The 14545-nt window shown below is 65.3% G+C and carries 10 protein-coding genes; 5 read left to right on the plus strand and 5 right to left on the minus strand.

All coding sequences use genetic code 11. From position 1 onward, the window contains the following. Positions 1 to 36: 36 nt before the first annotated feature. Positions 37 to 3534 carry a TonB-dependent receptor gene (locus K0B96_RS03375; RefSeq protein ID WP_220163858.1) on the minus strand — a complete coding sequence of 1166 codons (3498 nt, stop codon included), beginning with the start codon at positions 3532 to 3534 and terminating at the stop codon, positions 37 to 39. 333 nt (positions 3535 to 3867) lie between these two features. Here K0B96_RS03375 and K0B96_RS03380 point away from each other — a divergent pair, with 333 nt between their 5' ends. The 3 genes from K0B96_RS03380 to K0B96_RS03390 all read left to right on the plus strand — a co-directional run bounded on the left by K0B96_RS03380 (position 3868) and on the right by K0B96_RS03390 (position 7765). After that, on the plus strand, positions 3868 to 4818 hold the full coding sequence (locus K0B96_RS03380) for a proline racemase family protein (RefSeq protein ID WP_345779913.1): 951 nt from the start codon (positions 3868 to 3870) through the stop codon (positions 4816 to 4818). A 4-nt stretch (positions 4819 to 4822) separates the two neighbouring features. Continuing rightward, positions 4823 to 6085 (plus strand): FAD-dependent oxidoreductase, encoded by a 1263-nt coding sequence (locus K0B96_RS03385; RefSeq protein WP_220163862.1) that lies wholly within the window; start codon positions 4823 to 4825, stop codon positions 6083 to 6085. Between the two features lie 81 nt (positions 6086 to 6166). Continuing rightward, entirely contained in the window at positions 6167 to 7765 is a 1599-nt protein-coding gene (locus tag K0B96_RS03390) for an aldehyde dehydrogenase (NADP(+)) (protein ID WP_220163864.1), read from the plus strand. Here the strand turns inward: K0B96_RS03390 and K0B96_RS03395 are convergent. Further along, complete coding sequence (locus K0B96_RS03395) at positions 7758 to 8255, minus strand: tetratricopeptide repeat protein (protein ID WP_220163866.1); 498 nt, start codon at positions 8253 to 8255, stop codon at positions 7758 to 7760. The genes K0B96_RS03390 and K0B96_RS03395 overlap by 8 nt on opposite strands. Before the next feature lie 98 nt (positions 8256 to 8353). Between K0B96_RS03395 and K0B96_RS03400 the strand changes: the two genes are divergently transcribed. Next, entirely contained in the window at positions 8354 to 9124 is a 771-nt protein-coding gene (locus K0B96_RS03400; protein ID WP_220163868.1) for a hypothetical protein, read from the plus strand. Positions 9125 to 9196: 72 nt separating this feature from the next. On the opposite strand, the gene K0B96_RS03405 is transcribed toward K0B96_RS03400, so the two are convergent. The 3 genes from K0B96_RS03405 to cysS form a co-directional block, all read right to left on the minus strand. Beyond that, positions 9197 to 9691: a DUF456 domain-containing protein gene (locus K0B96_RS03405; protein WP_220163870.1), complete on the minus strand. Its 495-nt coding sequence runs from the start codon at positions 9689 to 9691 to the stop codon at positions 9197 to 9199. Positions 9692 to 9723: 32 nt separating this feature from the next. Next, complete coding sequence (gene thrS, locus K0B96_RS03410; RefSeq protein WP_220163872.1) at positions 9724 to 11655, minus strand: threonine--tRNA ligase; 1932 nt, start codon at positions 11653 to 11655, stop codon at positions 9724 to 9726. 140 nt (positions 11656 to 11795) lie between these two features. Next, positions 11796 to 13172, minus strand: a complete 1377-nt coding sequence (gene cysS / locus K0B96_RS03415; RefSeq protein WP_220163874.1) for a cysteine--tRNA ligase — start codon at positions 13170 to 13172, stop codon at positions 11796 to 11798. Between the two features lie 344 nt (positions 13173 to 13516). Here cysS and hemB point away from each other — a divergent pair, with 344 nt between their 5' ends. After that, positions 13517 to 14533, plus strand: a complete 1017-nt coding sequence (gene hemB / locus K0B96_RS03420; RefSeq protein WP_220163876.1) for a porphobilinogen synthase — start codon at positions 13517 to 13519, stop codon at positions 14531 to 14533. Positions 14534 to 14545 lie beyond the last annotated feature (12 nt).

Here is a 14545-nt window from a genome sequence, read left to right on the forward strand (position 1 = left end):
CAGGTGGCGGCGTGGGCAACAACCCTAGCGTTCGAACTACAGGTCGAACGAAGCGGAGAAGATGAATTGTTGGGAATCAACAATGCGGTAGGTGTGGATGGTGCCGTCGGGGAACGCGCCGATGGGTTGGAGGTGGACCTGTTGACCGAGGTTGCGCGCGTTGAGTTGGAAGGTGGCGCCGACGCGGTCGTTCCAGAGCTTGGTCTTGTAGGCGATGAACGCATCCACGTAGGTGTGACTCTTGTCGTAGATCGGGCGGTTCGGGTCGAGGTCGGTGATGATCGCGGGCAGGCTCTGTTTGCCATAGTAGCCGATGGCGGCCTTGTCTTCCCAACGGATGGCGCCGCCCACCGTCATGCGGCTGAGGTATTTGTTGTCGGTGAGGCCGGCGAGCTGGTAGCTCGTGGCGCCGCGGAAGCCGTAACGGCGGATCTGTGGGTTGGTTTTGCCTTCCTGGGCCTTGATGATGCCGAGAGGGGCACCGACGAAGGCCTGGTAGTTCGCTTGCGGAGTCTGCGCGGTGGCGGAATAGGAGGCAGGCGTGCCGGCGACCGGGGCGGCGGAATACTTGTGCAACCACCAAAGTTTGCCGGGATTGTTTTCGGCGGCGGCGTTGGCATCGGTGATGGACGGGTCGACGATGGTGGTCCAGGTCGGCATGCGTTCGTCGATCCAATCGACGAGCGCTTTCGAGATGTTCTTATTGACGGTTTGATTGTCCGTCAGGGCGGCGGTGAGGGTCCAGTTTTGGGTGGGATTGTAGTTCACCTCGACCTCGGTGCCGCGGGACTGGAGGTCGGAGGTGGCGCCGATGGGCAGCACGGACGCGGCGTTGATATAGTAATCGGCGTCGTCGGGGCTGAACCCGGTCTGCCGGGTCACTTCGGTGGCGACCTCGGCGGCGGTCCAGGTGGGATGCTGGAAGGCCACCCAGTGATTCGCATTGGCGTAGAGATTCAGGTAGGGCGTGGGATTGCCGGTGCCGGTCGGCACGAAGTCGAGGCGGAGCACGCGACCGGCGAGGGTGTTGATGTCGTTGGTCTGCGCGTTGCGCTGGAGGTCGTCGTAGCGGGTGACGCGGATGTTGAGCGTGTTTTTCAGCAACGTGAGATTGAAGCCCCAGCTGGTTTCCGACCCGCTGGTGTTGGGCAGGCGATTGCGGTAAAGATCCTGCGCGGGCGGAGTGGGCAGGAAGCTGTTCGACTTGTTAAAGTTGACCGAGAGACCGTCGACGAGCTCGCCGAGGAAGCCGTTGGAGCGGGCGATGGACTCACTCCAGCGAGTGTTGGAAAACGGGCGGACGACAAACTGCACATTGGTCGTGCGGCCACCGGTCGAGAAGTAGTTCGGCTGCCAGCCGTTGACGATAGTATAGTCGAATGACGTGCCATCGGGCTGGAGTATTTTGTTCGTGGGCGTGCCGGGATTGCCGTATTTGATATAAACGTTGTCGTTGCGGACGCCGAGGGTGGTGACCAGGCGGTCGTCGAAGAGGTGACTCTGGACGACGGCGCCGTTGGTGCGGATGGTGGTCTTGGAATTGAGCGCGCCACCGGTTTTGTCGGCGGCCACCTGGTCGAGGACGAGGTTGTCGGTGTGGAAAACGCCCGTGGCCGAGTTGCCCCACACGAACGGATAGGTGCCAAGCTTCAGATCGCCGGGAGCGTAGTCGACATTGTTGCCGACCTTGTCGCCGACGTAGAAACGATATTCGCCGGAGGTAACGGGGAGGTTGGCCGGAGTTCCGGAGGGGGCGGATTGAAAACCGGTATAGGTGCCGGCGGGAATCCAAGGGGCCGCGGTCATGGCTTCGCGCCAGGAATACTGACGATTAACGCGGTATTTGTATTCGCTGTAGCCGGTGACCTGGAAAGAGCCCAGCCACTTGAGGAGGTTCTTCTCTTCGGTGAGATCGAGACGGTAGGCGAGTTGGGCGCGGGAGGTGTCCCACTTCTGGGGATTTTCCTGGATGCGGGGTTTGTCGACGGCGAGGTAGGGGCGGCCGAGAAAGGGATTGGGGGTGCCATCCAGAAGGCGCTCGTTGATATCGACCATGAGCTGGCCGGACTGGCCGTTGTCGTTGGCGATGCCGACAAAATTGCGCGCCCAGCGATCGGAGTCTTCGCGCATGAAGGCGAGCTGCGCGGCGAGCGTTTGGGTGGGCGAATTGAGGAAGAGCTGGTCGATCTGTAAGAGGTTGGTGCTGGTGCGATCCCAGAAGCGGTTCGGGGCGGCCAGGTTGATCGAAGTCCAGTCGTAGATGCTGCGGTCGCTCACAGTCGGCGTCGTGTTGAACAGGTATTGGTCAAACGGACGCGGCGCGGTGCCGGAAAAGACGGAGCCGGCGGCGGCGGTGGTCTGGAGGAAGTGGGAGGCGGTGAAGTTGCCGATCGGCCCGGTGGCGTTTGTGGTGCTCTGCGGTGCGGACCAATAGGAAAGCCCCGATTGGTCGATGAACATCTGGCTGTGATTGTTGCCAAGGTAGCTCGAATTAAAATAGTCAGGGCCGTTATAGGTGGCGGCGGTATAGGGTCCGAGCGTGGCGCCGTTGACGTGGACCGTCATCGTGACGGGGTCCCAGGTGGGTTTGCCGCTGGCGAGCCAATAGGAGAGATTATCGCGCGGTGGGAGCGAGTTGGGGCGATTGCCGTAGGCGTGATAGTTATAGGACGAAAAGCTGATGGTCGTGAGCTTGAACGGCTGGTATTTGATCATGCCGTTATAGCGTTCTGTGCGGACGCCGGAGGGCTTGAGCTGAAACTCGTCGTCCTGATAGACGGCGCTGCCGCGGATCGCGAGTTTGTCCTTCAGGAGGACGCGATTGACGTCGAGGCTGGCGCGGTGACCGCCGAGAGCGTCGACGCGCAGGGCGAGGGTCGTGCGGTTGCGCGAGAGGTTGGCGGTGGCGGGCACTTGGTTGACGGTGCCGGAGGGATTGCCGAGGCCGAAGACGTTGGCGTTGGCGCCGCGGCTGATTTCCAAGGCATCGATGGTGATCGGGTCGATCGGGACGCGGCCCATGGTCTCGATGTTGCCGAGCGAGGTATTGGCCGAGCCGATGCCGCGCACGCGGTTGGCCTGCGTCGGGTTGAGTTGCACATTGTCCGCCAGCGAGCCGTTGCGATCGAGGGTGTAATCCGTGTAAGTGCCGGTGCCTTCGGTGCCGGCAACGTAGAGAAAGACGTCGTTGGCATCGAGCATGGCGAAGTCGGACATCTGCTCTTTCGTCATGATAGTGACGGACGAGGCGAGGTCGGCGAGCTTCGTATTAAAGCGGGTGCCAGACATAGTATTCGCCGCGTAGTAGCCTTTACTGCTGGTGGAAACCTCGAAGGGCGACATCACGACAATATCATCGGTGCGCGGACTATCGTCTTTATCCGTAACGACGGGGATGGCGTCCTTGCGATTGGGAGGAGTGCTGGTCGTGCCCGGCGCCGGTTGAGCGAGACCAGCGGGGACAGCGAGGGTAAGGCACAGCGGGACCAGCAAAAGCTGGCGCAGCGCGAAGTCTCGGCAGAGGGAGGCTTTCATAGGTGGTAGGAGGAGTAAGATACGGGGCGAACGGTGCTTCCATGGGCCGCGCGTGGGCGGCAGAGAAGGGGCGAGGGGTTCGGTCAGTCCGAGAAGGTGGTAGTCTGCTGAAGTGCGAAAAAGACAGCCGGGGAACAGCGCGCAGGGAACGAGAAGAGGGAGGGTAACTCGACTAGATACGTGCGCTACAGAGGACGGTTGGCGGAGTGTAAACAACGGCGTTGGTGCGCGCATTGTTGACTAAAGAAACTTATGAATATGAATATAGTAACGCCCGGCGCGGCGGAACTTACGGGCTTGAGGCGACGAGCGGCGCGGTTGATACCATCGAGGATGGCGTCCAACTTTCACTCGGTGCGAGTCATTGATTCCCACACGGCGGGCGAACCGACGCGGGTAGTGCTCGAGGGCGGTCCGGCCCTCGGCGATGGGCCGCTCGCGGACCGGGTGACGCGGTTTCGCGCGGACTTCGATGCGTATCGTTCGGCGATCGTGAACGAGCCGCGCGGGTCGGACACCGTGGTCGGTGCGTTACTGGTGGAGCCGCATGCCGCGGACTGCGCGGCAGGTGTCATCTTCTTCAACAACGTCGGCTATCTCGGCATGTGCGGCCACGGGACCATGGGCGTGGTGGCCACACTCGCGCACCTGGGGCGGTTGCAACCGGGGACGGTGAGGTTGGATACGCCGGTCGGCGTGGTCAGCGGGCAGTTGGGCGAGCAGGGGGAAGTGGCGGTGCACAACGTGGCGAGCCGGCGCACGGCGCGGGACGTGCGGGTGCAGGTCGCAGGGTTTGGGGAGGTGCGGGGCGATGTGGCGTGGGGCGGCAACTGGTTTTTCCTGGCGGACGCGGACGAGCGGATGGGGCGGGTGGAACGAGGCAACGTGGAGGCGTTGACGGACATCGCGTGGCGCATCCGGGGAGCGGTCAACGCGGCGGGCTACGGCGATGTAGACCACGTGGAGTTGAGCGCGGCGGCTGAAGGAGCGGGCGTGCCCGGGAGGAATTTCGTGCTGTGCCCGGGAAAGGCGTATGACCGTTCGCCCTGCGGCACGGGCACGAGCGCCAAGCTGGCGTGTCTGGCGGCGGACGGAAAACTCGCGGAGGGTGCGCCCTGGGTGCAGGAGAGCGTGACCGGCAGCAGATTTCGCGGGACGTATCGGTGGGTGGATCGCGCGGCGGGCGTAATCGCACCGACGATCGCCGGACGCGCATTTATCACCGCGGAGAGTGTGCTGCGACTGGACGCGGCGGACCCATTTTGCTGGGGCATCAAAGGTTAAAATTATGAACAACGCGCGTTCGGTCATCGTGGTGGGCGGAGGAGTGGTGGGGTTGTGCACGGCGTATTACCTCGCGCGGGAGGGATTCGCCGTGACGGTCGTGGAACGCAGTGCGGAAGGCGCGGATTCGTGCGCGCATGGCAGCGCGGGTTACGTGTCGCCGAGCCACGTCGTGCCGCTCTCGGCACCGGGCATGGTGAAACAAGGGCTGAAGTGGATGCTGAGCTCCCGCAGCCCGTTTTATATCAAGCCGCGGCTCGACCCGACGTTGTGGCGATGGGCGTGGCTGTTTGCGCAGTCGTGCACGCCGGAGCACACGCGTCGTGCGGCACCGTTGCTGCGTGATCTCTGCGTGGCGGCGCGGGCGTTGTTTGGGGAGCTCGCAGCGCAGACGGGCAACGCGTTCGAGCTGCGAAGGGAGGGGTTGTTGAATTTGTGCCAGACGGAAGAAATGTTGGAGCACGAAACGCACGGACTGGCCCGGCTGGCGAACGAACTGGGCGTGGAAGCGCGCACCATCGACGCGCGCGAGGCGGGGGCGCTTGAACCGGGAATAAAAATGAAGGTGGTCGGCGCGGTATATTTTCCGGGTGATGCGCATTTGAGTCCGCGCAAATTCGTGCCGGTGATGGCGGCGCGGGCGCGCGAGGCGGGCGTGGCGTTCCGTTGGGAGACGACGGTGCGCGGGTGGGCGACCGCCGGTGGGCGGGTGACGGGCGTGGCGACCTCGACGGGTCTTTTAACGGCGGACGAATATGTCATCGCGACGGGCTCGTGGGCGGGCGACACCGTGACGGGTTTGCGGCTGCGCGTGCCGATGCAGGCGGGTAAAGGTTACAGCCTGACCTTGGCACGACCCCGGTGGCAGTTGACGAAATCGCTGATTCTGACGGAGCGCCGCGTGGCGGTGACGCCGATGGGCGAGACCCTGCGATTTGGCGGGACGATGGAAATCAGCGGACATGATGGCCGCGTGCGGCCGGAACGGGTGGAGCAGATCGTGGCCGGGGCGCGGGCGTTTTTCCCGGAGATGACGGCGGAGGATTTTGCAGGCGTGAAGCCGTGGTTTGGTTATCGGCCGGTGTCGCCGGACGGGCTGCCGTATATCGGGCGATTTGGGCGTTATGCCAACCTCACGGCGGCGTGCGGCCATGCCATGCTGGGGCTGACGATGGCGCCGATCACGGGCGTGCTGGTGGCGGATGTGCTGGCGGGTCGCGCGCCGCGGGTGGATCTGGCGATGTTGCGGCCGGACCGGTTTGCATGAGAGCGAGCGCTGAAGCGGCCAGTGGCGAGGTGAAGAGTGGAGTGCGGCTTGCGCTCAACGCGGGCGGGGCGAAGGTGGGGCATGCGCATCACAGGCCGGTCACTGATTGGATGGGGTGAGGGAACGCCGGGCGGAAAACGGTTCCACGGTTGCGATCCGGCGCGCGGCGTGGAGTTGGCGCCGGCGTTTGCGAGTGCGACGGGCGAGGACGTGACTCGGGCGGTGGAGCTGGCGCGCGCCGCGGCGCCGATCGTGGCGCGGAAGACGGGCGCGGAGCGGGCGGCGTTGTTGCAACGCGTGGCGGAAAAACTGGAAGCGAATGGGGCGGTGCTGGCGGAGCGCGCCGCGCAGGAGACGGCGCTGGCGCCGGGCCGGTGCGAGAGCGAGATCGCGCGCACGGCGGGGCAATTGCGGCTGTATGGGGCGGAAGCGGCGCAGGGCGACTGGCTCGATGCGCGCATCGAAACGGCGCAGCCGGACCGGCAGCCGACGTCGAAGCCGGATCACCGCTCGATGCTGCGGCCGTTGGGGCCGGTGGTGGTGTTTGGCGCGAGTAATTTTCCGTTCGCGTATTCGGTGGCCGGGGGCGACACGGCGTCGGCCTTGGCGGCGGGCTGCCCGGTGATCGTGAAGGCGCATCCGGCGCATCCTGGCACGGGTGAGTTGGTGGGACGACTGGTCGTTGCCGCGGTGCGGGAGTGCGGCTGGCCGGAGGGCACGTTTTCGCTGTTGTTCGATGCGGGCTTCGAGGTCGGGCAGGCGTTGGTGAAACACGCGGCGGTGCAGGCGGTGGGGTTTACGGGTTCGTTGCGCGGCGGGCGGGCGCTGGCGGATCTGGCGGCGGCACGGGCGGAGCCGATTCCGGTGTATGCGGAGATGGGAAGCGTGAATCCGGTGTTTGTGCGGCCGGGCGCCATCGCGGAGCACGGGGCGGAACTGGCGGAGCAGTTGCACGCGTCGGCGACTCTGGCGGTCGGGCAGTTTTGCACGAATCCGGGTGTGATCGTGGTCGAGCGTTCCGCCGCGGCGGAGGTGTGGGTGCGGCAACTCGCGGAGAAATTGGAAGCGACGGCGCCGGCGACCATGCTCACGCCGGGGATGGCGGAGAAGTTTTGGGAGGGCGTGGCGAAGCGGGCGCAGTCGGCGCGGACGGTGGTGGGCGAAAAGGCGCGGGAGAAAAACGCGGGAACGGGGGCGACGGCGCGGCCGGTGTGGTTCGAGACGGACGCGGTGGTGTTTGCACGGGAGCGGGGGTTGTCGGAGGAAATTTTCGGCCCAAGTGCGGTCGTGGTGTGGTGTCGCGATCACGCGGAAATGCTGGACGTGGCGCGGCACCTCGAAGGCAGCCTGACGGCGACGTTGCTCGCGGGTGCGGCGGAGGCGGCGGGGGAGCGCGAGTTGATCGAGGTGCTGGCGAGCCGGGCGGGGCGGGTCATTCTAAATGGATTTCCGACGGGCTTGGAGGTCAGTCACGCGATCGTGCATGGCGGACCGTATCCGGCGACGAGCGACGGCGGGCGCAGCACCTCGGTCGGCACGCGCGCGCTCCAGCGATGGACGCGGTTGGTGTGCTACCAGAATTTCGCGGACGAGCTGCTGCCGGTGGAATTACAGAACGCGAATCCGCGGGGGCTGCTGCGGCGGGTGAACGGCGAGTGGACGCGCGGGGCGGTCAGGTGAGTTTGGCGGCGGCGTGGCGGATGGCGCGGCCGTAGGCGGTGAGGCCGGGATCTTCGGTGGTGTCGCAGAGCGCTTCGAGCACGAGGGCGAGGGCTTCGCCGGACCGGCCTTGGGCGTGCAAGGTGAGCGCGAGGAAGACGTCGAGTTCGCGGTTATCGGGAAACTGCAGGCGGGCGGCGCGGAGGATCGCGGCGGAGCGGTCGAGCTGGCCGAGGGCGCGCAAGGTGGCGCCGAGACCGAGGTAGGCGTTGGAGAGTTCGTTGGGCGGCAGGCCGAGCGCGATGGCTTTTTCGTAGGCGGGCAGCGCGGCGTCGAGGCGGCCGAGGGTTTCGCAAGTCCAGGCGATCTGCGCGGCGATTTCAGCGACGTTGGGATGACGGCGGTCGAGCGCTTCGAGGCGAGGCAGGAGTTGATTGAACTGGCCGTGTGAGCGGGCGCCGACGATGGCGTCGAGTTCTTCTCTCCAAGCGGGACGGGCGTCGAAGCTCATGGCGGCAGCTTGGCCGACGAGGAAAGGCTGTCGATGCTGGGACGCGGGCGGATGCGCCAAACGGGTTGCGTGCGGCCGGTGGCCGGATAGGGACAGGCGTGCACAAAATCCTCTTCATCGGGCTGGCGGTCGTGGGGCTGTGGACGTCGCGGGCGGGAGCGGCGGACGAGGCGGCGGAGCCGGATCCACTGCAGGGCGCGCCGGCGCCGCTCGCGGCAGCGATTCGAAAATACGCGGAGGACACGCAGCGGTGGGCGTTCACGCAGCACACGTTGGTTTACGACAAGAACGGCAAGTTGAAGGAGGAGCGGCGGTCGCGGTTCGATCCATCGGTGGGACCGGAGGAGCGTTGGACGTTGCTCGAGAGAGATGGGAAGGCGCCGGATGATTCGGCGCAGCGGAAATTCCGGCGCGAGCGGGCGAAACAGCGGCTGGACCGGAGTTCGCTGGGCGAGTTGCTGGAAGTGAAGCGGGCGGCGGTCGTGGCGGATGAGCCGGCCGCGATCACGTATGAAGTGCCGTTGCGCAGCGAGGGGAACTGGCGGCTGCCGCCGGACAAATTCACGGTATTGATCCGGGTGGCGCGGCAAAAAGAAACGCTGGAATCGGTGGACGTGAAATTGCGGGCGCCGATGCGGGTGAAGCTGGTGGCCAAGATCAAACGCGGGGGCGCGCTGCTGACGTTTACGGCGGTGGACGACAAGCACGCGGCGCCGTTGACGGAGATCAAAGCGGACGGGGCGGGGTCGATCTTCTTCGTGCCGGTATCGGCGAGTTACGATTTGACGCGCAGCGATTTCAAACGCGTGAAGCCGTGGGACGAACGTTTCGGCGTGAAGATCGGGCCGCTGAAGGTGCTCGATTATTGAGCGGTGGCTGCGGAGTGCGGGGCGCAATGCGGAGTGAAGGCACCCCGCCTACATGGTTACTGGTTTCGCGGTCTATCGCGGGGGCGCGGCGGTGATGACGGCGTAAGCGAAGAGCGCGATCATGAGGAGCGCACAGATGGCGCGGGCGAAGGTGCCGGCGAGGAAGCCCAGCGTGGCGCCGACGCCGGAGCGCAGGGCATCGCGATCGGTGCGGCGGCCGAAGATTTTTTCCGCGGCGATGGCGCCAAACATCGTGCCGAAGATCAGCGCGGGCAGAGAGAAAAACATGCCCACGAGCGCGCCGCCGGTCGCGCCGGTCATGCCCCATTTTGAGCCGCCGAAAAGGCGCGTGCCGACGAGCGTGCAGATGAGGTCAACCGCCAGCGAAAACACCCACACGGCGCCGATCCAAAAGACGGCGGTCCAGGTGATGGTGGCGGGGAGGAGCAGGCGTTGGAGAATCACGCCGGCGAACATGAGCGTCGTGCCGGGGAGCAGCGGCACGACGGAGCCGACCGCGCCGACGAGGAGCAGGAGCAGCGTGAGCGTCCAGTAGAGATACTCCATGGGAAGACCGGGCGGCGCGCGGCGGGGCGCGTTCAGGCGGGCGTCGGCGCAGCGGGTTTCTTCTTGTCGGGCAAGGCGCGGGTGGAGATTTCGGCCGTGAGTTTCGCGAGGTAGTCGGCGAAGGGTTGCACGCCTTCATCGCCGCGGGCGCGGCTGCGGACGCTGACGGATTTCGCTTCGGCTTCCTTTGCGCCGAGCACGAGCGTGTAGGGGATTTTTTCGAGTTCGGCGCGGCGGATTTTGGCGCCGAGTTTGTCGCTGTGTTCGTCGAGCGTGGCGCGGACGCCGGCGGCGCGAAGTTGCGCGAGGAGGTCGCGGCCGTAGTCGTTGGTCTTGTCGCTGATGGGCACGAGGCGGACCTGCTCGGGCGCGAGCCACGCGGGGAAATCGCCGGCGAAGTGTTCGATGAGCACGCCGCAGAAGCGCTCCATCGAGCCGAAGGGCGCGCGGTGGATCATCACGGGGCGATGCGGCTGATTGTCGGCGCCGATGTAGGAGAGGTCGAAGCGGACGGGGAGGTTGTAATCGACCTGCACGGTGCCGAGCTGCCATTCGCGGCCGATGACGTCTTTGACGACGAAATCGATTTTCGGCCCGTAGAACGCGGCCTCGCCGGGCTCTTCCGTGAACGGCACGCCGAGGGTGCGGGCGGCGGCGCGGCAGGCCTCCTCGGCCTTGTCCCAGTTGGCGGCTTCGCCGGTGTATTTGTTGGAATCGGGATCGCGGAGGCCGACGCGCACGCGGTAGTCGGCCATGCCGAGGGTGCTGAGCACGATCTTCACGAGGGCGAGGCAGCCGAGGACTTCCTGCGCGACCTGCTCTTCGGTGCAGAAGAGATGGGCGTCGTCCTGCGTGAAACCGCGGACGCGGGTCAGGCCGTTGAGTTCGCCGGATTGCTCCCAGCGATAGACGGTGCCGAACTCGGCGAGGCGCACGGGGAGATCGCGGTAGCTGTGCGGCTGCGAGGCAAAGATCTTGATGTGATGCGGACAGTTCATCGGCTTCAGCATGAAGCCGTCGAGAAGCTGATCGTCGGGCTTAACGCGATCGGCGGCGATGGTGTCCTGCCCGGTGCGGGCGTTGACCTGTTCGCGGAGACGCGCGGAGACGGCGTCGAGGCGGGCGAACGCGTCGGCGCAGGAGCAATTTTCACCAATGGCGCGGGCGAGGGAGTCGTTCTCGAAAACGGGCGAGAACTGCGAGTCCTTGTAGTAGGGGAAGTGGCCGGAGGTTTTGTAGAGCTCGAGCTTGCCGATGTGCGGCGTGAAGACCTGGGCGTAGCCCTGCTTGCGCAGTTCTTCGCTGATGAAGTTTTGCAACTCCTGACGGATGACGGAGCCGTTGGGCGTCCAGAGGATGAGGCCCTGGCCGACGTCTTCGTCGATGTGGAAGAGTTTCAGGTCGCGGCCGAGTTTGCGGTGATCGCGGGCTTTCGCCTGCTCGAGGCGTTCGAGGTGTTGCGCGAGTTCGTCTTTCGAGGGAAACGCGGTGCCGTAGATGCGCTGGAGCTGCTTGTTGTTTTCGTCGCCGCGATGATACGCGCCGGCGATGGAGAGGAGTTTGAAGGCCTTGAGCTTCGAGGTGTAGCGGACGTGGGTGCCGGCGCAGAGGTCGATGAATTCGCCGTTTTGGTAGAACGAGATTTTCTCGTCGGCGGGGATGTCGGCGAGACGGCCGAGTTTGTAGCGTTCCTGGCCGATGCGTTTGATGATCTCGGTGGCTTCTTCGCGGGAGACTTCCTTGCGCAGGAAGGGCTGGTTCTCGTCGGCGACTTTTTTCATCTCGGCTTCGATCTTCACGAGATCGTCCGCGGTGAGTTTGTGGTCGAGGTCGATGTCGTAGTAAAAGCCGGTGTCGGTCGGCGGACCGATGTCGAGTTTGGCCTCGGGAAAGAGGCGGAGGATCGCGGTCGCCATGATGTGCGACGCGGAGTGGCGGAGTTCTTCGAGGGGAGTCATCGACATGGCGGAAAGGGAGGAGAAGGTTTCGGATTTAGCCACAGAGTTCACTGAGCTCTGACCCAGAGGACACGGAGCCGGAGCATCCTTGTCTTTGGTGAGCCCGGATTGGTGTTCCGTGCGCTTGAGGGCGGAAATTCGGGGCGCTATTTTTTGAGTGGTTCGAGGGAGTAGCCGTCTTTGCGGTCGAGCATGGACCAGCCGGCGGCGGTGAGGTCGGCGCGCAGGGCGTCGGCGGTGGCGAAGTCTTTCGACTGCTTCGCGGCCCAGCGTTTTTCGGCGAGGGCGGCGAGGGCGGGGGGAATCTCGGCTTTCGCCGCGGCGGGCGCGGTGAGGTCGAGGCCGAGGGCGAAGAGGGCGCGGTCCAACGAGGCGCGGTCGGCTTCGCCGTTCTTGCGGTTGACGATCGTGAACAGCGCGCCGAGAGCGGCGGGGGTGTTGAGGTCGTCTTGCAGCGCGGAGATAACGGGTTCGAAAACGTGATGTGCGGCGGTGGCGGACTCGGGCAGGGCGGAGCGGAAGGCGCGGAGCGTGGCGATCGCGCTTTCGGCGGCGTGAACGGAGTCGAGGGTGAAGTTGAGTTGCTTGCGCGGGTGGCCGGCGAGGAGGGCGTAGCGGATCGCGGCGGGGGAGAAGCCTTTCGCGGTGAGGTCGTCGAGCGTGTAGAGATTGCCCAGCGACTTGCTCATCTTTTTGCCGTCCACGAGGAGGTGTTCGCTGTGATACCAGTGGCGGGAAAACTGCACGCCGTTGCAGCATTCGCTTTGGGCGATTTCGTTTTCGTGGTGGGGGAAGAGGAGGTCGACGCCGCCGGTGTGGAGATCGATGGTTTCGCCGAGGTGTTTCTTGCTCATCGCGCTGCACTCGATGTGCCAGCCGGGGCGGCCGCGGCCCCAGGGGCTGTCCCAGGCGTTGTCGCCATCGTCGGCTTTGTGCGCTTTCCAGAGCGCGAAGTCGGAGCCGTCTTCCTTTTCGTCGGCATCGGCGGACTGCGGTTTGCCGGCGAGGGCGGAGCCGACCTGGAGCTCACGCTCTTTGACGCGGGAGAGCTGGCCGTAATCGTCGAAGGAATTGACTTTGAAATACACGGAGCCGTCGGCGACGCGGTAGGCGTTTCCTTTGCGCAGGAGGACGTCGATCATGTCGACCTGTTCGCGGATGTGGCCGGTGGCGGTGGGTTCGACGTGGGGCGGCAGGCAGTGGAGGGCGGCGCAGTCGGCGTGGAATTTTTCGGTCCACTGGCGGGTGACGTCGGCGAGCGGGCGGTTTTCGTCGCGCGCGCGGCGGATGGTTTTATCGTCGACGTCGGTGAGGTTGCGGACGTGTTTCACTTTCGCGGCGCCGAGCTCGAGTTCGAGGAGGCGGCGGAGGACGTCGTTGATGACGAAGGTGCGGAAGTTGCCGATGTGGGCGGGGGCGTAAACGGTGGGGCCGCAGTTGTAGAAGCGGAAAACGCCGTCGGCGTGCGAGGGGCGGAGTTCGCGGACGGTGCGGGAGAGCGAGTCGAAAAGTCGGAGGGCCATGGAAACGAAAATAGGAGGTTGAGCGGCTAACAGGTTTTCCGCGGGAGCGGAACGGTCTTTTTCGGACGGGGCGGCGCGCAGGGCGCGGGCCGGCGGTTGGGGGCGGAACGCCCGGTTAACAACCGCAAGACGTCGTTCGCGTCGTGGTCGTCTGACGCGTCAACGAAGAGAAACGTGAAGCAGCCAATCGCATGGCGAGGGGAGGCAACGCATAACCGCGCAGCGGCGCAAGCGTTGAGTTGAACGGGGTGCGCGGCGCGGCGGCGGGCGCAGGTTTTCCTCGGGCGGCGCGGGGAGAATCGTGTCGCGGCGGGCCGGGCGGTATGCTTTAGTGGCGGACGTTTATGGATGACGCATTCAAACTGAACCTGGTGCAACGGCCGCGGCGCTTGCGGCGGACGGCGAGCCTGCGGGCGATGGTCGAGGAGACCGTGCTGCGGCCGGCGGATTTCATTGCGCCGTTGTTTGTGGTCGAAGGCGACGCGGCGCCGGAGGAGATCAACTCCATGCCGGGGGTGTTTCGATTTGGCCTCGCGGACTTGGTCAAGGAGTGCCGCGAGATTCAGGCGGCGGGCGTGCCGGCGGTGGCGCTGTTTCCGAAACTCGATCCGAAGCTCAAGGACGACGAGGGGTCGCTGGCGCTGGACGAGAACGCGTTGGTGTTGCGCGCGGTGCGGGCGGTGAAGGCGGCGGTGCCGGAGCTGACGATTTTGACGGATGTGGCGCTCGATCCCTACACCTCGCACGGGCACGACGGCGTGCTGACGGCGGAGCGCGACGACGTGGACAACGATCGCACGGTGGGAATCCTGGCGCGCATGGCGGTGCTGCAGGCGCGGGCGGGCGTGGACGTGGTGGCGCCGAGCGACATGATGGACGGACGCGTGGGCGCGATTCGCGCGGCGCTGGATGCGGCGGGTTTCGCGGGGAAGGCGATCATGGCGTATTCGGCGAAGTTCAACTCGGGGTATTACGGGCCGTTTCGCGAGGCGGTGGGCAGTGCGCAGGCGGCGGGCACGCGTTTGCTGAGCAAGGCGACGTATCAGCTCAACCCGGCGAACCGGCGCGAGGCGATCCAAGAGGCGCTGCTCGATGAAGGCGAGGGCGCGGACATGATCATGGTGAAGCCGGCGGGACTGTATCTGGACATCATCCGCGACGTGCGGGAGCGGACGCAGAAGCCGGTGGCGGCGTATCAGATTTCAGGCGAATACGCGCAAATCCAGGCGGCGGCGCGTCTGGGCTGGCTGGATCTGGCGCGTTGCCGGCACGAGTCGCTGCTCGCAATCAAGCGGGCGGGTGCGGACATGATTCTGACGTATTTTGCGAAGGAGATGGCGAAAGCGTTGCGCGGAGCATAGGCGCAACGTCGC

The sequence above is a fragment of the Horticoccus luteus genome (assembly GCF_019464535.1).
In the GTDB taxonomy this organism is placed as follows: domain Bacteria; phylum Verrucomicrobiota; class Verrucomicrobiia; order Opitutales; family Opitutaceae; genus Horticoccus; species Horticoccus luteus.